The organism is Nocardioides sp. SLBN-35, from assembly GCF_006715725.1.
Lineage (GTDB): Bacteria > Actinomycetota > Actinomycetes > Propionibacteriales > Nocardioidaceae > Nocardioides.
Genome location: NZ_VFNU01000001.1, coordinates 4,145,649 through 4,164,404, shown reverse-complemented (window position 1 = coordinate 4,164,404; position 18,756 = coordinate 4,145,649). Strand labels below are relative to the sequence as shown.

The following is an 18,756-nucleotide window of genomic DNA, read 5'->3' as shown; positions in this document are numbered from 1 at the left end:
GCGGGCGTCAGTCGGACGGCGACTGCGGAGAGGGGAGTGACGGTGGATCCGCCACGGGACTCGGCACCTGCGACGACAGCCGGGCTATGAGGGTGATGATGACCGCCATCGTGGCGACGAGCGCCAACGTCAGCGTCGTCTGCCCCAGCGGGGGCTGCCAGGCAGGCAACGTCGGGTGCTCGCCGCCCGGCGCCCCGACTCCGTGGACGTTGCGCTGCATCAAGGTCGCGAACGCCCACAGGTGGAGCACGCCCAGACCTGCCAGTGCGCCGATGCGGGTCCAGTGGATCGTGCGGGTGTTCCACTGCGCATCGGACAGCGGCGACTGGGCCGCCAGGCAGAGCAGGAGGATCGGGGCCATGCCGATCGTCGGCAGCATGTAGCGGCCCTGCCACACGGGGCCCTGGAGATTCCACTTCCACGCCTGGAGGAGGACCGGAAGCAGCCAGGAGAGCAGCAGTACGGCGCCTCCGGCCGCGATCTGGCGCGGACGGAGGCCTGCCCACCCGAGTGCGAGGATGACGACGAGCAGTGCCATGTAGGAGATCAGGAGGTTGGCCGGAAGAGCGGTGTCGAGCCAGCCGAAGGCACCGATCATCTGGGTCAACGACTGGTTGATCTGCGTGGCCGAGAGGTCGAGCCGTTCGGCGAACGAGAGGTCGAACAGCGGCTGCTCGCGGATGTTGTTCGCTCCGGACCGGCTCAACCACGCCATGTTCGCGAGCACGCCGAGGACCGGCAGGGCCAGCCAGAGCCGGGAGCGAGCCTTCCAGACGTCGGTGACGGCGCGCCTGCCGTAGATGATCAGCAGGGCCACGGCCCACACGGCCAGCCATGCCGGACCGAGGATCCGGGTCGAGCCCAGGATCATCGCGGCGACCATCGCTCGGCGCAGCCACTTCTCGCCCGACCCGTCGGCGGCGTGGCTGTAGAAGGCGATCGAGCAGGCGACGAGCGCGTAGGCGGCGGCGATCTCGAAGGTGTTGGGGTTCACCGCGCCGCCGAGGTAGGCCAGCATCGGTGTGAACGAGACCGCGACCCCGGTGACGGCGACGGCAGGCCGACGCAGGGAGAGGCATCCCGCCACGGCCCACGCGAGCATCCACGCGCACAGGCCGATGGCGGCGGCACGCTGCAGGTAGAGCGACTGCAGGTTGTCGCCGAAGTTCGAGGCGATCCCGGTCAGCCCGTAGTAGACCGGGAAGCTGCGACCCGCCGACGTCAGGTACCTGACCTGCTTCTCCGAGTCGCCGACGGCCCGTATGCAGCTCGCCGGCGTCTCAGGATGGAAGAAGTAGCACACCGCCGACTGGGCACTGCGCACGATCCCCTTGGGGACGTGGACGACGGCGTTCGTGTTGACCCCGAAGGCCTCGTCCGAGGAGAACTCCGGGGTCAGGTCGCCGTGCCCGATGGCGTAGGCCGCCATCTCGTGCGACGGAGCATCGGGTGTCGACCACAGGGGAGTGGCGAGGGACCAGATGCCCAGCAGACAGGCGATGGCCCCGAACGCGACCCACGTGGACAGAGCCGGCCGCTTCCGGTCGGCGTGGGGGCGCGGAGTCCGGAACCGACCCCATCCAGGACGCGGCACGGTCCTAGTCGGCCCGGACGAGCTCGGTCATGCCCTTGCGGACCTCGATGCTCGCCTCGAAGCCGAGGACCTCCTTGGCGCGCTGGACATCGGCCGCCCGCCGGCTCACCAGAACGTCGCGCGGGTTGAAGATCGGCTCGACGTCGGAGCCCACGGCCTCGATCAGGATCTCGGCGAGCTCCTTGATCGAGGTGTCGATGCCGGTGCCGACGTTGACGGGCACGTTGTCCTTCTCGCTGTCGAGCGCCAGAGCCACGGCGCGCGCGATGTCGTGCACGTGGATGAAGTCCATCGACTGCTCGCCCTTGCCGTCGATGATCGGCGGCTCGCCGTTGCGGACCCGGTTGACGAAGTGGTTGATCACCGACGTGTAGTAGGCCTGCGTCTTCTGGCCCGGGCCGTAGACGTTGAAGAAGCGCAGTGCGACCCACGACAGGCCGCGCTCGCGCTGGAAGAAGCCGAGGAGGTCCTCGCCGGCCCGCTTCGAGATGCAGTACGGCGTCTGCGGGTTGAGCACGTCGTCCTCGTGCATCGGCAGCTTCTCGGGGTCGCCGTAGACCGACGCCGACGAGCAGTAGACGACGCGCTTGACGCCGTGGTCCGCGGCCGCGGCGAACACGTTGAAGTTGCCCATCATGTTGACGTCCATCGACTCGTACGGGTCGGAGAGGGACTTGTTGATGGCCAGGGCGGCGGCGTGGATGACCTTGGTGCAGCCCTTCATGGCGGCGTGGACGGCGCCGCCGTAGCGGATGTCCTGGTCGATCAGCTCGACGTCGGGTCCGAGGGCGGCGACCGCGTCACGGTCACCTCGGAACATGTTGTCGAAGATCCGTACCTTGTAGCCGCTCTCGAGCAGCATCGGGACGACGTGCATCCCGATGAAGCCGGCTCCGCCGGTGAAGAAGACGGTCTCCTTGGTGGTCAACTCTCGCTCCTGTGGGTGGTGTCGACGGGGTGGTCGGTCGGGGATGCCGGAGTGGCGCGGTCGGTCGACGGCGCCGGCGCGCCGCACATGGCGGCGAGGACCTCCACGTGCCGGTCCAGCACGCGGTCGATCGCGAAGTGCTCGTCGATGATCTGGCGAGCGCGCTCGCCGACGGCGGCCGTCGCCGCCGGGTCGTCCAGCGCGTGGTTGATCCGGGTGGCCAGGCCGGCGACGTCGCCGGGGGCACACATGTAGATCTCCTGGCCGTCGGCCATCGGGATGCCGGGGAAGTTGTCGATCCGTCCCCACGCGGCGACGGGAACGCCAGCGGCCATGGCCTCGAGGGTGGCGGTGCCGAGGCCCAGTCCCTGCTCGTGGCTCTCCACGTCCGCAGCCGCGAGCAGGTCCGGGATGTCGGCCTTGGGGACCGCGCCGAGGCTGCGGACGGCGTGGGACACGCCGAGCTCCTCGGCGCGGCGCTGGAACTGGTCGTAGTAGACCCGACCGACGACGACCAGCAGCGCCTCGGGGTGCCGGGCGAGGACGGCCGGGAGGGCCTCGACCATGGCGACGCGGTCACGGACCGGGATCACGTGTCCGATCGACACGATGAAGGGCTGGCCGGGCTCGGCGCCGGCGAGCTCACGGCCTCGGGCCGCGTCACCCGAGCGGACCCAGTTGGGGTCGACGCCGACCGGGATCGGGACGAGGTCGCGGTAGCCACGGCGGTAGCGGGCCCGGATGTAGTCGTCCATGTAGGAGTCCATGACGACGATCGACGGCTTGTACCTGCGCAGCCGGGGTGCCACCAGGGCCGCGTCGAGGAACCGGAACGCGTGGCGGTACTTCGCGGCAGGGTTCTCGAGCCGCGTGTGCACGCTGAGCAACGTCGGGATTCCCCGCCGGCGCGCGTAGGCTCCGGTCGCCCAGGTGAGGTCCATGAACTGGCCGTGCTGGTGGATCACGTCCGGCTCGAAGTCGTCGAGGAGGCGCTGGAGGCGGCGGCGCAGACCCGGACGGGTGGCGAACGAGATGTCGAACGCCACGGCGAGCCGGCTCTCCGGCAGCGTGAAGGCGGGCAGGCGGACGATCCGGAAGCCGTCCCGCTGCTCCTCGGCCGGGGCGTCCTTGTAGGCGGCGGTGACGACCAGGACCTCGTGGCCACGCTCGACGTATCCCCGCGCGAGTGCATCGCTCAGGTGAGCGCTGCCGCCGGCACGCGGCGGGAAGAAGTTGTTGACGACGACGATGCGCACGCTCTGCAGACTCCGTTCGGTGCTGGGCGCCTGTGGACGGTCCTGCCTCACGCCCGCAAGGCCAGCGCCCGATACTAGCCGCCGACCGCAGCAGGGCGGCAATCGCCACGCGGGCCCGACCGGTAGGGTTGGCCTCCGTTTGGCCGCGGTCGACCGGCCAGGTCAAGGAGGACTCCAGCGATGACGTCATCGCCTGCCGTTTCCGCGCCGGACGAGCAGGAGCAGACGCCGTCCCGGCCTGGGAATCCGGCAGCAGGGACGGGCTGGCGCATCCGCGGAACCATCGCGGATCGCCTCGAGGTCGTGCTGCCGTGGCTCGGATATCTCGCTCTCGTCGTGTCGGGGGTGACGACGTCCTCCCTCGGGCTCCTGAGCCGGAGTGGCTCCGTGACGGGCGGCCAGTGGGGCGCGTCGCTGCCGGTGCGCAGCGACGAGTGGTTGACCGCAGCCCCGCTGGAGCTGTCGACCCTGGCCAACGGCTCGACGATGCACTCGCCGCTGTCGAACGGCCCGGACCTCATCTACCAGATGTCGTCCGGCAGCCCGATCGAGTCGGTGCTGTTCCTCGAGGGCAACCTCCTGCGCTTGGGGGCGTGGCTCCCGGACTCCATGCTGTTCGCGGCATTCCGGGGCTGGTCCTGGCTGCTGCTCGCCCTCGCCCTGCCGCCGCTGCTGCGCCGGTTCGGCGCGAACCGTCCGATGTCGTGGCTCGCCGTCGCCCTGTGCATGGCGGCACCCGCCGCCGTGTGGTGGTCGTTCATGCCGATCCGGGTGCTCGGGATCGCCGCGGCGGGCTGCTATCTCCTGGTCCTCGCGGCCGAGCGTGCACAGCGTGGTCACTGGTGGCGTGGCCTCGGACTCGCCGCTGCGGCGGGCCTGTTCCTGCCGCGACTGCTGACCTACTACGTGCCCTGGTCGCTGACGATCGGGGTTCCGCTGGTGCTCGCCACCGGCACCTACCTCGTGTGCAGGAAGGGCGAACGCAGGGTGGCACTGACCGTGATCGGTGCGGGCGCCGCCGTGGGTCTCTTCTTGGTGGCGGGGACGTTCTGGGAGAACTGGACCGCGCTCCACGCGGAGCTGAACACGGTCTATCCGGGCCTGCGGCGCAGCAGCGGTGCGGCACTGGAGCCGTTCCAGCTCTTCGGAGCACCCGGCCTCTTCGACCTCGAGGGTCATGTCGTCGGGGGTGGGCTCAACCAGAGCGAGATCAGCAGCGCCTACCTGATCTGCGGGGTGGTCGCGGCGCTCCTGTGGCCGCTGGCGTGGGCCCACACAGCCACCCGTGAGCGCGCCGCGCAGGTCACGCTCGGCCTGTTCATCCTGCTCGAGCTGTCCTGGGTCACCCTGACCTGGGGCGAGCTCGGCGAGCACGTGCCCGGGCTGAGCTCGCTGCCGCCGGCGCGGGTGGCGCAGACCATCGGGTTCCCGTGCGCGCTGCTCATGTGCCTGGTGCTCTCGGGCTGGGCACGCGCCCGCAGCGAGGGCGCGACGTCCCGGATGTCGCCCGAGCTGCGCCGCGCCCTGCTGGTCGGCGTCGTCGTGGCGGTGCTGACCGGATACGCCTCAGGTCGTCTGCCGGCCGTGGTCGAGGGCATGCCGACCTGGCAGTCGACGACCGCGGCGGTGGTCACGGGCGCGGTCGCCGCACTCCTCACCTGGCGTCCCGCCAGCTGGCTGCCGGTCGCCGTGACGAGCCTGGTCGTCGTCCTCGCCGGAGTCACCGTGAACCCGATCACCTTCGGTCTCGGCGACCTGCGGACCAGTCCCGCGGCCGACCGGGCCAGGGCACTGCGCGCGCACAGCCTGGCCGAGGACAGCCGGGTCGTGTCGGATGCGATGGCCACCAACGCCCTCCTCGTCGCCAACGGCGTGCCGGTGCTCGGCGGCTACCAGGTCACCGGACCCGTCGAGCGGGGTTGGGCCGAGGTCGACCCGGCCGACCGGTACGAGGACATCTGGAACCGAGGAGCCAGCTATGTGCTGTTCTCCTTCGACGGGCAGCCCGGCGCCGACCCGACGGTGATCGAGGTGCAGAACGACCTGATCCAGGTGCGGACCGATGCATGCTGGCTCGCCGACAGCAGGTTCGATGTCGACCGCCTGATCACGGCGGTGCGCATCGACAGTCCGTGCGCCGACCGGATCGGTCGCCGGATGACGTGGGGTGGCGTCGACCTGTTCGTCTACGCCCTCACCCCGAGTCGCACGGCATCGAGCTGAGGGCGCCCGGGCCCGGTGTCAGGCGCCGGCTCGGGCGGTGGCGTTGACGGCGACGACGATCCGCTCGAGGTCGGCCTGGCTCAGCGAGGGGTGCACCGGCAACGAGATGACCTCGCGGGCGGCGCTCTCGGTCACCGGGAGGTCGAGGCCCGGGGCGAACTTCTCGAGCGAGGCGAGGCGGTGGTTGGGGATCGGGTAGTACACGCCCGTCCCGACCTGGTGCTCGTCCTTCAGCGCGGCGACGATGCGGTCGCGTTCGGCGCCGTCCACGCGGATCGTGTACTGGTGGTAGACGTGGGTGGCGTGCTCGGCGACCGGCGGCACGGTGACACCCTCGAGGTGTGCGTCGAAGTACGCCGCGTTCGCCCGTCGGGTCGCCGTCCAGGCGCCGACCTTGCCGAGCTGGACCCGGCCGATCGAGGCGTGCAGGTCGGTCATCCGGGCGTTGAAGCCGACGACCTCGTTGGCGTACTGGCGTTCCATGCCCTGGTTGCGCAGTAGCCGGACCTGGCGGGCCAGGTCGTCGCTCGCGACCGCGACCATGCCGCCCTCGCCCGAGGTCATGTTCTTGGTGGGGTAGAGGCTGAACATCGCGAAGTCGCCGAAGGTGCCGACGGCGCGATCGCGCCACGTCGCGAGGTGGGCCTGCGCGGCGTCCTCGAACAGGCGCAGGCCGTGCTCGGCCGCGACCGCACCGAGGGCGTCCATGTCGGCAGGGTGGCCGTACAGGTGGACCGGCATGATCGCGGCGGTCCGCTCGGTGACGGCGGCGCGGACGGCGTCGGCGGCCAGGCAGAAGTGGTCGGGCTCGATGTCGGCGAACACAGGAGTGGCCCCGGTCAGCGCCACGGCGTTGGCGGTCGCCGCGAACGTGAAGGACGGGACGATCACCTCGTCGCCCGGGCCGATGCCGGCGGCGAGGAGCCCGAGGTGCAGGCCGGAGGTACCGGAGTTGACCGCGACACAGGTGTGTCCGGGCGTGACCTGCTCGCTGAACTCGGCCTCGAACGCAGCGACCTCCGGTCCCTGGGCGATCATCCCGGAGCGGAGCACGCGGTCGACCGCCTCGCGCTCCTCGTCGCCGATGATCGGCTTGGCCGGGGGGATGAAGCTGTCGGGCATCTGATCTCCTCCTTGCAGGTCAGGCGCGCTCGCGCCGGTCGAGCCAGGCGCGGACGGGGCCGCGGAGCTCGGCGTCGATGAGGTCGAGGTCGGTCTCCTCGCCGAGCACGATCGCGGCGAGCGGCTCGTGGTTGGCGGGCCCGACGCCCAGCTTGTCGAGGCGGAACATGTTGAGCCGGGTCGGTCGGGCCGGGGCGCCCATGGCGATCGTGAAGGGAGGCACGTCGCGCGTCACGGCGGCCTGCATGCCGGTCATCGACGCGGCGCCGATGGTCAGGCGCTGGTGCAGTGCGGCGCCCAGGCCGACGGTCGCGTCGTCCTCGATGACGGTGTGGCCGCCGACCAGCACTGCGCAGGAGATCGTCACCCGGTCGCCGACGTGGGCGTCGTGCCCGAGGTGGGCCTTGCCCATCAGCATGGTGTCGTTGCCGATGATCGTCCGGTCCTGCCAGCCCGTGTTGACCGTGACGAACTCCTTGAGGATGTTGCGGTCACCGATGGTGATGCCGCCCTCGCCCAGCGCCTCGTCCCAGCTCGGTCCGTAGATGTGGCCGTGGACCTCGGCAGCGCCGCCGATCGACACGTGGCTGGCGATGAAGTTGTCGTCGCCGATGACCACAGGTCCCTGGATCACCGTGAACGGGCCGATGACGTTGTTGTCGCCGAGCTCGACCTCCGGGCCGAGGACCGCCGTGGGATGGATGCGGTTGCTCATCGTGCGTCCCCCAGGACGGATCGGACCTGCGCGGCGACGTACTCGACGTCATCGGTGGTGAGGTTGGCGTGCATCGGCAGGGCGAACTGCTGGCGGAACAGGCGGGCCGAGACGGGGCAGGCCTCCTGCGAGCCGTAGACCGGCTGCAGGTGGCTCGCGTAGGTGCCGAAGTTGCTGCCGACGCCGCGCTCGCGCAGGCCCATGACCAGCGCGTCGCGGTCGACGCCGTCGCCCGCGGTGACCAGGTAGGACTGCCAGGGGTGGGTGCGGTCGGCCAGAGCGACGGGAAGCGTCAGCTCGTCGATGTCGCCGAGCAGGTCGGCGTAGAGCTCGGCAGCGCGGGTCCGGGCCGCGACCAGGTCGGGCAGGCGCTTCAGCTGGACCCGCATGATGGCGGCCTGGACGTCGGAGAGCCGGTAGTTGTAGCCGGCCATGTCGAAGGACGGCACCGCGAGCTGGTTGCTGCCCTCGCGCGTCACCGCCGGGGCGATCCCGTAGGTGTGCAGCTTGCGGGCCAGGTCCATCCGGGTCGTGTCGTCCCCGACGAGGGCCCCGCCCTCGCCGCTGGTGATCCCCTTGCGGCCGTGGAAGCTGAAGGCGGCCAGGTCCGCGAGGGATCCGGCCGGTCGGCCCTTGTAGGACGCACCTGCGCTGCAGGCGGCGTCCTCGACGAGCCAGAGTCCGTGTCGATCCGCGACGGCCCGCAGCTCGTCGAAGTCGGCCGGCTGGCCCACGAGGTCGACCGCGACGATGCCGACGGTGCGCTCGGTCACGAGGGCCGCAGCGGCGTCCGGGTCGAGCGTGCCGATGTCGGAGCGGACGTCGGCGAACACCGGCTTCGCGCCGGTCCAGACGACGGCGTGGCCCGTGGCGGGGAAGGTGTAGTCCGCGACGATGACCTCGTCACCGGGCCCGGCGCCCAGGACCTGGAGGGCGAGGTGGAGCGCCGATCCGCAGTTCGAGGTGGCCAGCGCGTGCGCCGTGCCGGCGGAGACGGCGAACTCCTTCTCGAAGGCGACGCACGTCGGACCGGCCCCGGAGACCCAGCCACTGGCGAAGACCTCGCGCAGCGCGTCGATCTCCTCCTCGCCGAGGGTGGGCGCGCCCAGCGCGACGCTCCGAGTGGGGATCATGTGTTCTGCCTCCAGGTTGCGTGAGCTCGGCACCCAAACCTAGTGGATGTGAGCACTTTCGGTGGCGGCGGGGCGGCACGCCTGGCCTATGCTCCCGGACATGTCGATCGAGAACGGCTCCCGACCGCGGACGAAGCGGGATGCGGGGCCGGAGGCGCAACGCGAGGCGATGGCGAAGCGCCGTGCGCAGTTCCTCGCCTACTTCGACTTCACCCAGGGCCGTGGACTGGAGATCGGGCCGCTGGACTCCAGCATCGCGGATCCCGAGTCCCACGACGTCAGGTTCGTCGATGTCTTCGACACCGAGCGCACCCGCGCGCACTATGCGGAGGACCCGAACGTCGTCCTCGAGCTGATCCCCACCATCGACTTCCCGCTCTACGCCGACGGGCAGTTCCGGGCTCTTCCCGAGGCGACCGCCGCCGGCGCCCCGTTCGACTGGGTGATCGCCTCCCACGTGATCGAGCACGTGCCCGACGTCATCGGGTGGCTGCAGCAGATCGGCGAGATCACGAGTGACGACGCCCGGCTGGTCCTCGCCGTACCCGACCGGCGCTACTGCTTCGACCGGCACCGTCCCCCGACGACCACCGGCCAGGCGCTCGAGGCGCACGAGCAGCAGGCGACCCGGCCCGGTACGCGTGCGATCTACGACTTCTTCCGCACCACCGTGAGCGTCGACAGCCGCAGGCTGTGGCGCGGTGCCCGCCCGCCCGGCCGCGACGCCCGCATGCACGAGCTGTCCACGACGCTCGCCCACGTCGACCTGGGCAGGGCCGGCGAGTACATCGACTGCCACGTGTGGACGTTCACCCCGCAGTCCCTCTTGGAACAGGTGCAGGAATGGCGTGAGCTGGGCCTGGCGCCCTGGTACGTCGAGCGCATCGACGAGGTGAAGGGCAGCGTGGAGTTCCACGCCGTCCTGCGCCGGGCCTCCCGCACGGGGGACTCGGCCGCCGCGGAGGCCGCCGAGCCGCAGCTCGCCTCGGACCTGCCGGACTGGCTGGAGGAGGAGTACCGGCTCCGCGCCGAGGTGTCTGAGCTGCGGGCGCAGCTGAAGCAGCTGCGCAACAGCAACAAGCAGCTGACCCACCGGCTCAAGCAGGCCGAGGTGCCCGTCGCGACGCGGATCCGGCGGGGCACGCTGCGTCGGGTGCGGGCTCTCAGATCGTCGAACTGATCCGGGGTCGGTAACCTCGCCCGGTGGCTCGACAGCTTCCCGAACAACAGGCACCGCCGGTCCAGCGGATCCGGATCCGGTACGCCAAGCGCGGCCGGCTGCGCTTCACCAGCCACCGCGACGTGAGCCGCGCCATCGAGCGCGCCGTCGTGCGGGCGGGGATCCCGATGGCGTACTCCTCGGGGTTCCACCCGCACCCGCGCATCTCGTACGCCGGCGCCTCGCCGACCGGGGCGGCCAGCGAGTCGGAGTACGTCGAGCTGGGCCTGTCCGAGGAGCGGGAGCCGGGCGCGGTGGGGGCGGCGCTGGACGCCGTCCTGCCCGACGGTCTCGACGTGGTGGTGGCCGTGGACGCGGCGGCGACCACGGCCGGCTCGCTCGCGGACCTGCTGACCGCCAGTCACTGGCTGATCGACCTCGGGGGAGCCGAGGCCGAGCGGACTCGGGCGGCGGTCGAGGCGTTCTTGGCGACGGAGTCGGTCACCGTGGAGCGGATGACCAAGAAGGGCCTGCGCGCCTTCGACTGCCGTGCGGCGGTGGTGCGGCTCCTGGTGACGCCCGAGGGCGACCTGGACCTGCTGCTCGAGCACACCGTGCCCGCCGTACGGCCCGACGACGTGCTCACCGGCCTGCGCGAGGTCAGCGGCCTCGACGTCGCCGCGACCGGCCTGCTCACGCGTGTGGCGCAGGGTGTCCTGGAGCGGTCCACCGGGGCGATCGGCGACCCGCTCGCGACCCGCTGACGGGCCAGTGATGCCCGCCACGGGCGGGCCGTGTGCGATACTCGCCACAGATTTCCACCCGCGCGCGTCCCACAGGACAGCGAGCGGAGAGATCGACGACGTTCTCGCCGGACGGCAGGTGACTGACCGCCCGGCACGGTGGAGACGGACCACCGCCCGACGCGACGCACACGGCGACCGCGGCAGGCGAGCGGCCCCGTCTCCGGCGACGCACGACCGCGGAGGGTGTCGTCCCACGCAGGCTTGTGGCGCCGCCCGTGCGAGCGCCGATGACACCCCGGGTGCGCAGCACCCGGGTGGAGGAGTAGCGCAATGACCGACGCGCCCACTGACACACCGACCGAGATCCCGGCCGAGGCCCCCGCCGAGAAGGTGGCGAAGGCGGAGAAGCCTGAGAAGGCCGCGAAGCCGGCCAAGAAGGCGGCGGCCAAGAAGACCACCGCGAAGAAGACCGCCGCGAAGAAGACCACCGCGGCCAAGAAGACGGCTGCGAAGAAGACCACCGCGGCCAAGAAGACGGCTGCGAAGAAGACCACCGCGGCCAAGAAGACGACCGCGAGCCGGGCGAAGGCCAAGGCCGCGCCCACCTCCGAGCAGCTCGAGCTGACCGCCGAGGTCGAGGAGACCGCTCCCGAGGCCGCCGGGGCCCTGGCCACCGCCGTGCTCTTCCAGGCGCCCGTCGCCCCCGTGGGGGAGGTGGCCGTCGCGCCGGAGGTCGCCGCGGAGCCTGCGCAGGAGGAGCCGGCCGCCGAGGAGCCGGCCGCCGAGGAGCCGGCTGCCGAGCCTGAGACCGTCGATCCTGAGACCGTCGAGCCTGAGGCCGTCGAGCCTGAGGCCGTCGAGGAGCCGGCTGCCGAGGAGGCGGCTGCCGAGGAGTCGGGCGAGGAGTCCGGCGAGGAGTCGACCGACGAGGACGACGACAGCGAGGGCGACGAGAACGGCACCGGGAGCGGCGCCGCCCGCCGGCGCCGTCGCCGGGGTGGCCGTCGCCGCCGCAAGCCGGCCGCGAGCGCCGAGGGCGAGGACGGCGGGTCCGCCGAGGGTGACGACGCCGAGAGCGCCGAGAGCACCGACCAGGCCAAGGACGGCGAGTCCGCCGAGGGCGAGAGCGCCGAGGGCGAGGAGTCCGAGGAGGGCGCCGCGAGCGGCGGGTCCTCCTCGTCGCGCCGGCGCCGCCGGCGCCGCCGCGCCGGCGAGGGCGGCGGCGACAACGAGGGCGACGACCCCGAGAACACCGTCACCCGGGTCCGCAAGCCCCGTTCCGCCGAGGACGAGATCACGGCCGTGTCGGGCTCGACCCGCCTCGAGGCCAAGAAGCAGCGCCGCCGCGAGGGCCGCGAGGCCGGCCGCCGCCGGGCGCCGATCGTGAGCGAGGCCGAGTTCCTGGCCCGACGCGAGTCCGTGGAGCGCGTGATGGCGGTGCGCCAGCGCAAGGACCTCACCCAGATCGCGGTGCTCGAGGACAAGGTCCTCGTCGAGCACTACGTCGCCCGCGAGTCGCAGACATCGCTCATCGGCAACGTCTACCTCGGCCGCGTCCAGAACGTGCTGCCCTCCATGGAGGCCGCGTTCATCGACATCGGCAAGGGCCGCAACGCCGTGCTGTACGCCGGCGAGGTCAACTGGAGCGCGCTGGGCCACAAGGACGGCGAGCCGCGCAAGATCGAGTCGGTCCTGCAGTCCGGCCAGACCGTGCTGGTCCAGGTGAGCAAGGACCCGATCGGCCACAAGGGCGCCCGGCTCACCAGCCAGGTCAGCCTCGCCGGCCGCTTCCTGGTCTACGTCCCGGACGGCACCACCTCCGGCATCTCCCGCAAGCTGCCCGACACCGAGCGCTCGCGCCTCAAGACCCTCCTCAAGGAGATCGTCCCCGACACCGCCGGCGTGATCGTGCGCACCGCGGCCGAGGGCGCCTCGGAGGAGGAGCTGACCCGCGACGTCGAGCGGCTCAAGGCGCGCTGGGAGGACATCGAGGGCAAGGTCGCGAAGGGCAACGCCCCACAGCTGCTGTACGGCGAGCCGGACCTCACCCTCAAGGTGGTCCGCGACCTGTTCACCGAGGACTTCGCCAAGCTCGTCGTCCAGGGCGACGACGCCTGGACGACCGTCAAGGAGTACGTCGACCAGGTGGCTCCCGACCTCACCGAGCGTCTCGAGCGCCACGAGTCCGGCGACGGCGTCCCGGACCTGTTCTCGACGTACCGCATCGACGAGCAGATCTCCAAGGGCCTCGACCGCAAGGTCTGGCTGCCCTCGGGCGGCTCGCTGATCATCGACCGCACCGAGGCGATGACCGTCGTCGACGTCAACACCGGCAAGTTCACCGGGTCGGGCGGCAACCTGGAGGAGACGGTCACCAAGAACAACCTCGAGGCCGCCGAGGAGATCGTCCGCCAGCTCCGGCTGCGCGACATCGGCGGCATCATCGTCGTCGACTTCATCGACATGGTGCTCGAGTCGAACCGCGACCTCGTGCTGCGCCGCCTCGTCGAGTGCCTGGGCCGCGACCGGACCCGCCACCAGGTCGCCGAGGTCACCTCGCTCGGCCTGGTCCAGATGACCCGCAAGCGGATCGGCACCGGCCTGCTCGAGGCGTTCAGCGAGACCTGCTCGCACTGCCAGGGCCGCGGCATCGTGGTCCACGACCTCCCGGTCGAGCCCAAGCGCGGGGGAGGCGAGCAGGACGAGTCCCGCCGCGGCAACCGCCGTCGCAAGGGCAAGGGCGGCGGCCAGGGCGACAACCAGGCCGAGACGCCCGCCGAGGCGCCCAAGGCGGTGCCGTCACCCAAGGACATCGCCGCGATGGCCAAGCCGGCCGACCACGACCATGACAACGAGCAGCCGGACGTCGAGCCGGTCGAGCCGGTCGTCGAGGAGGCTGCCGTCGAGGAGGCACCCGTCGAGGAGACGTCCGTCGAGGTCGTGGAGAGTGTCGAGGCCGTCGTCGAGGCGCCGGAGCCCGAGCCGGAGCCCGAGCCGGAGCCCGAGCCGGTCCCCGTGGCCACCACGACCGTGGTGACCCGGACCCGCCGCCGCGCGGCCACCCGCCCCGCCGGCCCGCCGGCCGAGGCCGCGGAGCCCGCACCCGACGCGACACCCGACGCGACGCCCGACGCAGGGACCGACGTGGGGACCGACGAGGCCTCCGAGGGCGCCCACGAGGAGCCGCACGTCGAGCACGTCCCGATCAAGCGCAAGGGCGGCTCACGCAAGCGCTAGTCACCACGCAGCCGGTCCGGACGCCCCGTTTTGGCGGATTCCGGCCCGGCTGCGTAACATTGTTCGTCGGTGCGCCGCCGAGGCGTTCCGTTCTGCTGGCACCCGGCATCGTGCGACGTACGTCGCGGCGTGGGATCCGCAGTGTGCCGTAGACCCAGACGTTGAACCAGAAGGAGCCCGGTGGTGTACGCGATCGTGCGCGCAGGCGCGAAGCAGGAGAAGGTCGCTGTCGGCGACGTCATCGAGATCGACAAGGTCTCCACGCCCGTCGGCGACACCCTGACCCTTCCGGTCGTGCTCGCCGTCGACGGCGACAAGGTGACGGCCACGGGCCTCGACAAGGCGGCCGTGACGGTCGAGGTCCTCGGTGCCACCAAGGGCCCGAAGATCATCATCCAGAAGTACAAGAACAAGACCGGCTACAAGAAGCGCCAGGGTCACCGCCAGAAGTACACCCAGGTCAAGGTCACCGACATCAAGCTCTGACCCCCGGTCAGCACGACACCCCAAGGACTGAAACATGGCACACAAGAAGGGCGCGGCGTCCACCAAGAACGGCCGCGACTCGAACGCCCAGCGCCTCGGCGTGAAGCGCTTCGGCGGCCAGGTCGTCAACGCCGGCGAGATCATCGTCCGCCAGCGCGGCACCCACTTCCACCCGGGCTCCGGCGTCGGCCGTGGCGGCGACGACACCCTGTTCGCGCTGATCCCCGGTGCGGTGGAGTTCGGCAAGAAGCGCGGCCGCAAGGTCGTCAACATCGTCCCGGGTGAGTGAGCTGACGCTCGCTTGACCTGCGGATTCGAAGGGCGTCCCGGTTCGGGGCGCCCTTCGACCATTTTGGCTTCGAGGCTCGCAAGCTCGCACCTCAGCCACCGAGTTGAAAAGATGTAACCCATGGCCGTCCCCACCTTCGTCGACCGCGTGGTCCTGTCCGTGTCCGCCGGTCGCGGCGGCAACGGCGTCGCGTCGGTCCACCGCGAGAAGTTCAAGCCGCTCGGCGGCCCCGACGGTGGCAACGGCGGTCCGGGTGGCTCGGTCATCCTGCGCGTCGACCCCGACGTGACGACGCTGCTCGACTACCACCACAGCCCGCGCCGCAAGGCCGAGCACGGCGGCCACGGTGCCGGCGACCGCCGCAACGGCTCGCACGGCGCCGACCTGGTCCTCGCCGTACCTGCGGGCACCGTCGTCAAGCAGCGCAACGGCGAGGTCGTCGCCGACCTGGTGACACCCGGCGCGGAGCTGGTCGTCGCCCAGGGCGGACGTGGTGGCCTCGGCAACGCCGCGCTGGCGTCCAAGACGCGCAAGGCGCCCGGCTTCGCGCTGCTCGGTGAGCCGGGCGACGAGCTCGAGGTCGTCCTCGAGCTCAAGGTCGTCGCCGACGTCGGCTTGGTGGGCTACCCCAGCGCCGGCAAGTCCAGTCTGATCGCCGCCATCTCGCGGGCCCGGCCCAAGATCGCCGACTACCCGTTCACGACGCTCGTGCCCAACCTCGGCGTGGTCACCGCCGGCGAGACCGTGTTCACGGTCGCCGACGTACCCGGCCTGATCGAGGGCGCGGCCGAGGGGCGCGGCCTGGGCCACGACTTCCTGCGCCACATCGAGCGCTGTGCCGCGATCGTGCACGTCCTCGACACGGCGACCCTGGAGCCGGGCCGCAACCCGCTCGACGACCTCGACGTGATCGAGGACGAGCTGCGCCGGTACGGCGGCCTGGAGGACCGGCCGCGCCTCGTCGCGCTCAACAAGGTCGACGTCCCCGACGGCCGCGGCATCGCCGAGCTGGTGGTCGAGGAGCTGCGCGAGCGCGGCCTTCGGGTCTTCGAGATCTCGGCGGTGTCCGGCGAGGGCACCCGCGAGCTGATCTACGCGATGGCCGAGATCGTGCTGGCGGCCCGCCAGGCCAAGGCGACCGAGATCCCGGCACGGATCGTCGTACGGCCCAAGGCGGTCGACGACGACGGCTTCACCGTGAAGCGCACCGGTGCCGGCTGGCGGGTGCGGGGTGCGAAGCCGGAGCGCTGGGTGCGCCAGACCGACTTCAGCAACGACGAGGCCGTCGGCTACCTCGCCGACCGGCTCAACCGCCTCGGCGTCGAGACCCGGCTGGTCCAGCTGGGTGCGGTGGAGGGCGACGCCGTCCTCATCGGCCCGACCGAGAACGCGGTGGTCTTCGACTTCAAGCCCGGCATCGACGCGGGCGCCGAGAACCTGTCGCGTCGTGGTGAGGACGACCGCTTCCACGAGGCGCGGCCCGCCGCGGCACGCCGCCGCGAGATCCAGGAGCACATGGACGAGCGGGCCGAGGGCGAGACCCGCGCCGACGTGGCGCGCCGCCTCGACCAGCCCGGGGTCTACGGCCCGAGCTCGTTCGAGATCGGCTCCGAGGAGGACCCCGACGCCAAGCCTGCGCCGAGCTTCGACGACGACTGGCTGGAGGACGACCCCGGTGAGTGAGCGCGCCCTGGTGACGCAGGCGCGCCGGATCGTGGTCAAGGTCGGCTCGTCGTCCCTGACCACCGCAGCCGGGGGCATCGCCCCCGAGCGGATGAGCGCGCTCGTCGACGTCCTCGCCGCCGCCCGGGCGCGCGGCGCCGAGGTCGTCCTGGTGTCCTCGGGCGCGATCGCCGCGGGCCTCGCGCCGCTCGGCCTGCGCAAGCGGCCGCGCGGGCTCGCGGCCCAGCAGGCCGCGGCCAGCGTGGGCCAGGGCCTGCTCGTGCACCGCTACACCGAGGAGCTCGCCCGCCACGGCCTGATCGCCGGGCAGGTGCTGCTCACCCTCGACGACGTCACCCGGCGCTCCCACTACCGCAACGCGCACCAGACGTTCGCGCAGCTGCTCGAGCTCGGCGTGATCCCGATCGTCAACGAGAACGACACGGTCGCGACCACCGAGATCCGCTTCGGCGACAACGACCGGCTGGCCGCGCTGGTCGCGCACCTGGTCCACGCCGACCTGCTGGTGCTGCTCTCGGACGTCGACGGCCTGTACGACGGCCCTCCGTCGCGCCCCGGCGCGCGGTTGATCCCCGACGTGCGCACCGACGCCGACCTCGCCGATGTCGTGGTGGGCTCGGTCGGCGCCGCCGGTGTCGGCACCGGCGGCATGGTGACCAAGGTCGACGCCGCCGCGATCGCGACCGGCTCGGGGATCCCGGTCGTCCTCACCTCCGCCGACCGGGCGGGCGAGGCGCTGGCGGGCAAGTCGGTCGGAACCCTGTTCCACCCCACCGGCAAGCGCCGGCCCACGCGGCTGCTCTGGCTACGGCACGCCACCGAGGCCAAGGGTGCACTGGTCCTGGACGCCGGCGCGGTGCGCGCCGTGGTCGAGCGGCGCGCGTCCCTGCTGGCCGCCGGTGTCACCGGTGTGCAGGGCGACTTCAGCGCGGGCGACCCGGTCGACCTGCTCGACCCCGACGGCGGTGTCGTGGCCCGGGGCCTGGTCAACTTCGACGCGGCCGAGGTCCCCGACCTGCTCGGTCGCTCGTCGAAGGATCTCAAGCGCGAGCTCGGGGCGGCGTACGAGCGCGAGGTCATCCACCGCGACGACCTCGTCATCCTCTGAGCGCCCGCAGCACCCATCCGTCGGGCACCAGCGCCGAGAGGCGGTGCACGACCGCGGGCGCGTCGACGACCCGGCTGGCGGCGCGCGATGCCCGCACCGCCCGCTCGGCGGGGCGGCGCCGCTGTCGCTCGAAGGCCGTGAACGCAGTCGCAGGCGTCCCTGGCACGGCGAGCAGCGCCGCCAGCAGCGCAGCGTCGACCAGCGCCTGCCCACCGCCCTGTCCCAGGTGTGGGCGCATCGGGTGGGCGGCGTCGCCCAGCACCACGACCGGGCCGTCGGTCCAGTGCCGCAGCCGGCCGCGGTCCAGCACGTCGTTGCGGCTCACGGTCGCGGGGTCCGTGCCGGCCAGCACCCGCGCCACGGGGTCCGGCCAGCCCCGGAACGCCCGAGCGACATGGGCGAGCTCGTCGGGCGCCGTGCCGCCCTCGGGCTCGCGGACCGTCGCGAACCAGTAGGCCAGGTCGTCGCCCAGCGGCACCACGCCGAGCTCCTGGCGCTCGCCCCAGACCTGCACGGGCGTCAGCCCCGGTGCGCTGGTCAGGCCGCGCCAGGCCGGGAAGCCGGCGTACGTCTCGCCCAGGCCGGGCTGCAGGGTCCGCGCCACCAGCGACCGGAAGCCGTCGGCGCCGACCAGCGCGGCCGCGTCGATCGGTCCGCCGGAGGTCTCGACCCACACCCCGCTGCCGGTCCGCCGGTAGCCGGTGACCGCGCACCCGAACGTGACGCTGCCGGGAGCCGTCGCGGCGTGCAGGACCTCGACCAGCACCCCACGACGTACGGCGAGCAGCGGCAGGTCCAACGACCGGATGGTCCGTCCGGCGCGCGTGCGGACCGTCCCGGGCCCGACGGGGTGCCCCGCCGCGCGGACGGCGGTCCCGACGCCGATCCGGTCGAGCGCGTCGAGCGCGGCCGGCCAGAGCGAGATCGCGCCGCCGGTGCTGCCGAGGGCGGGCCGCTCGTCGAGCAGCCGGTAGCGCCACGGGGTGCCGGCGTGGGTGAGTCCCGCCGCGAGGGCCAGGCCGGCGATCCCGGCCCCGGCGATCACCAGCTCAGGTTCCTCGGGCACGTGGCCACGGT

At 72.0% G+C, this 18,756-nt stretch carries 15 protein-coding genes; 8 read left to right on the top strand and 7 right to left on the bottom strand.

The window, feature by feature from the left end; genetic code table 11:
• Window positions 1-7: 7 nt before the first annotated feature.
• Genes FBY23_RS20080 through FBY23_RS20070 form a run of 3 tightly spaced genes read right to left on the bottom strand, consistent with a single transcriptional unit; the run spans window position 8 to window position 3,778 of the window.
• Window positions 8-1,594 carry a DUF2142 domain-containing protein gene (locus FBY23_RS20080; protein ID WP_141799760.1) on the bottom strand — a complete coding sequence of 529 codons (1,587 nt, stop codon included), beginning with the start codon at window positions 1,592-1,594 and terminating at the stop codon, window positions 8-10.
• A 4-nt stretch (window positions 1,595-1,598) separates the two neighbouring features.
• Window positions 1,599-2,522, bottom strand: coding sequence for an NAD-dependent epimerase/dehydratase family protein (locus FBY23_RS20075; RefSeq protein ID WP_141799759.1), 924 nt, complete (start codon window positions 2,520-2,522; stop codon window positions 1,599-1,601).
• Window positions 2,519-3,778, bottom strand: a complete 1,260-nt coding sequence (locus tag FBY23_RS20070; protein ID WP_160158303.1) for a glycosyltransferase family 4 protein — start codon at window positions 3,776-3,778, stop codon at window positions 2,519-2,521. Before FBY23_RS20070 ends, FBY23_RS20075 begins: the two co-directional genes overlap by 4 nt.
• A 303-nt stretch (window positions 3,779-4,081) precedes the next feature.
• Here FBY23_RS20070 and FBY23_RS20065 point away from each other — a divergent pair, with 303 nt between their 5' ends.
• A complete protein-coding gene (locus FBY23_RS20065; protein WP_141799757.1) occupies window positions 4,082-6,001 on the top strand; it encodes a hypothetical protein in 1,920 nt (639 codons plus the stop codon).
• Window positions 6,002-6,019: 18 nt separating this feature from the next.
• On the opposite strand, the gene FBY23_RS20060 is transcribed toward FBY23_RS20065, so the two are convergent.
• Genes FBY23_RS20060 through FBY23_RS20050 form a run of 3 tightly spaced genes read right to left on the bottom strand, consistent with a single transcriptional unit; the run spans window position 6,020 to window position 8,971 of the window.
• Window positions 6,020-7,123, bottom strand: a complete 1,104-nt coding sequence (locus FBY23_RS20060) for a DegT/DnrJ/EryC1/StrS aminotransferase family protein (RefSeq protein ID WP_141799756.1) — start codon at window positions 7,121-7,123, stop codon at window positions 6,020-6,022.
• Between the two features lie 19 nt (window positions 7,124-7,142).
• A complete protein-coding gene (locus FBY23_RS20055; RefSeq protein ID WP_141799755.1) occupies window positions 7,143-7,838 on the bottom strand; it encodes a UDP-N-acetylglucosamine acyltransferase in 696 nt (231 codons plus the stop codon).
• Window positions 7,835-8,971 (bottom strand): DegT/DnrJ/EryC1/StrS aminotransferase family protein, encoded by a 1,137-nt coding sequence (locus tag FBY23_RS20050; protein ID WP_141799754.1) that lies wholly within the window; start codon window positions 8,969-8,971, stop codon window positions 7,835-7,837. The genes FBY23_RS20055 and FBY23_RS20050 overlap by 4 nt, the downstream gene beginning before the upstream one ends.
• A 100-nt stretch (window positions 8,972-9,071) precedes the next feature.
• On the opposite strand from FBY23_RS20050, the gene FBY23_RS20045 reads away from it, so the two are divergent.
• The 7 genes from FBY23_RS20045 to proB all read left to right on the top strand — a co-directional run bounded on the left by FBY23_RS20045 (window position 9,072) and on the right by proB (window position 17,679).
• Window positions 9,072-10,151, top strand: coding sequence for a methyltransferase domain-containing protein (locus FBY23_RS20045; RefSeq protein WP_160158302.1), 1,080 nt, complete (start codon window positions 9,072-9,074; stop codon window positions 10,149-10,151).
• Between the two features lie 23 nt (window positions 10,152-10,174).
• On the top strand, window positions 10,175-10,894 hold the full coding sequence (locus FBY23_RS20040) for a TIGR03936 family radical SAM-associated protein (RefSeq protein WP_141799752.1): 720 nt from the start codon (window positions 10,175-10,177) through the stop codon (window positions 10,892-10,894).
• Between the two features lie 312 nt (window positions 10,895-11,206).
• A complete protein-coding gene (locus FBY23_RS20035) occupies window positions 11,207-14,113 on the top strand; it encodes an Rne/Rng family ribonuclease (protein ID WP_141799751.1) in 2,907 nt (968 codons plus the stop codon).
• Between the two features lie 183 nt (window positions 14,114-14,296).
• Window positions 14,297-14,599 carry a 50S ribosomal protein L21 gene (rplU, locus tag FBY23_RS20030; RefSeq protein WP_141799750.1) on the top strand — a complete coding sequence of 101 codons (303 nt, stop codon included), beginning with the start codon at window positions 14,297-14,299 and terminating at the stop codon, window positions 14,597-14,599.
• A gap of 34 nt (window positions 14,600-14,633) precedes the next feature.
• Complete coding sequence (rpmA, locus tag FBY23_RS20025) at window positions 14,634-14,888, top strand: 50S ribosomal protein L27 (RefSeq protein WP_038680592.1); 255 nt, start codon at window positions 14,634-14,636, stop codon at window positions 14,886-14,888.
• 120 nt (window positions 14,889-15,008) lie between these two features.
• Window positions 15,009-16,571, top strand: coding sequence for a GTPase ObgE (gene obgE, locus FBY23_RS20020; protein WP_141799749.1), 1,563 nt, complete (start codon window positions 15,009-15,011; stop codon window positions 16,569-16,571).
• Window positions 16,564-17,679: a glutamate 5-kinase gene (proB, locus tag FBY23_RS20015; protein ID WP_174245233.1), complete on the top strand. Its 1,116-nt coding sequence runs from the start codon at window positions 16,564-16,566 to the stop codon at window positions 17,677-17,679. Before obgE ends, proB begins: the two co-directional genes overlap by 8 nt.
• On the opposite strand, the gene FBY23_RS20010 is transcribed toward proB, so the two are convergent.
• Entirely contained in the window at window positions 17,669-18,745 is a 1,077-nt protein-coding gene (locus FBY23_RS20010; protein ID WP_160158301.1) for an FAD-dependent monooxygenase, read from the bottom strand. The two genes, proB and FBY23_RS20010, sit on opposite strands and share 11 nt — an antisense overlap.
• Window positions 18,746-18,756: the final 11 nt, after the last annotated feature.

Coding starts and splice junctions, on each gene's coding strand:
- rpmA (WP_038680592.1), top strand. CDS start 14,634: ATGGCACACAAGAAGGGCGCGGCGTCCACCAAGAACGGCCGCGACTCG.
- FBY23_RS20055 (WP_141799755.1), bottom strand. CDS start 7,838: ATGAGCAACCGCATCCATCCCACGGCGGTCCTCGGCCCGGAGGTCGAG.
- FBY23_RS20045 (WP_160158302.1), top strand. CDS start 9,072: ATGTCGATCGAGAACGGCTCCCGACCGCGGACGAAGCGGGATGCGGGG.
- FBY23_RS20035 (WP_141799751.1), top strand. CDS start 11,207: ATGACCGACGCGCCCACTGACACACCGACCGAGATCCCGGCCGAGGCC.
- FBY23_RS20060 (WP_141799756.1), bottom strand. CDS start 7,123: ATGCCCGACAGCTTCATCCCCCCGGCCAAGCCGATCATCGGCGACGAG.
- FBY23_RS20050 (WP_141799754.1), bottom strand. CDS start 8,971: ATGATCCCCACTCGGAGCGTCGCGCTGGGCGCGCCCACCCTCGGCGAG.
- obgE (WP_141799749.1), top strand. CDS start 15,009: ATGGCCGTCCCCACCTTCGTCGACCGCGTGGTCCTGTCCGTGTCCGCC.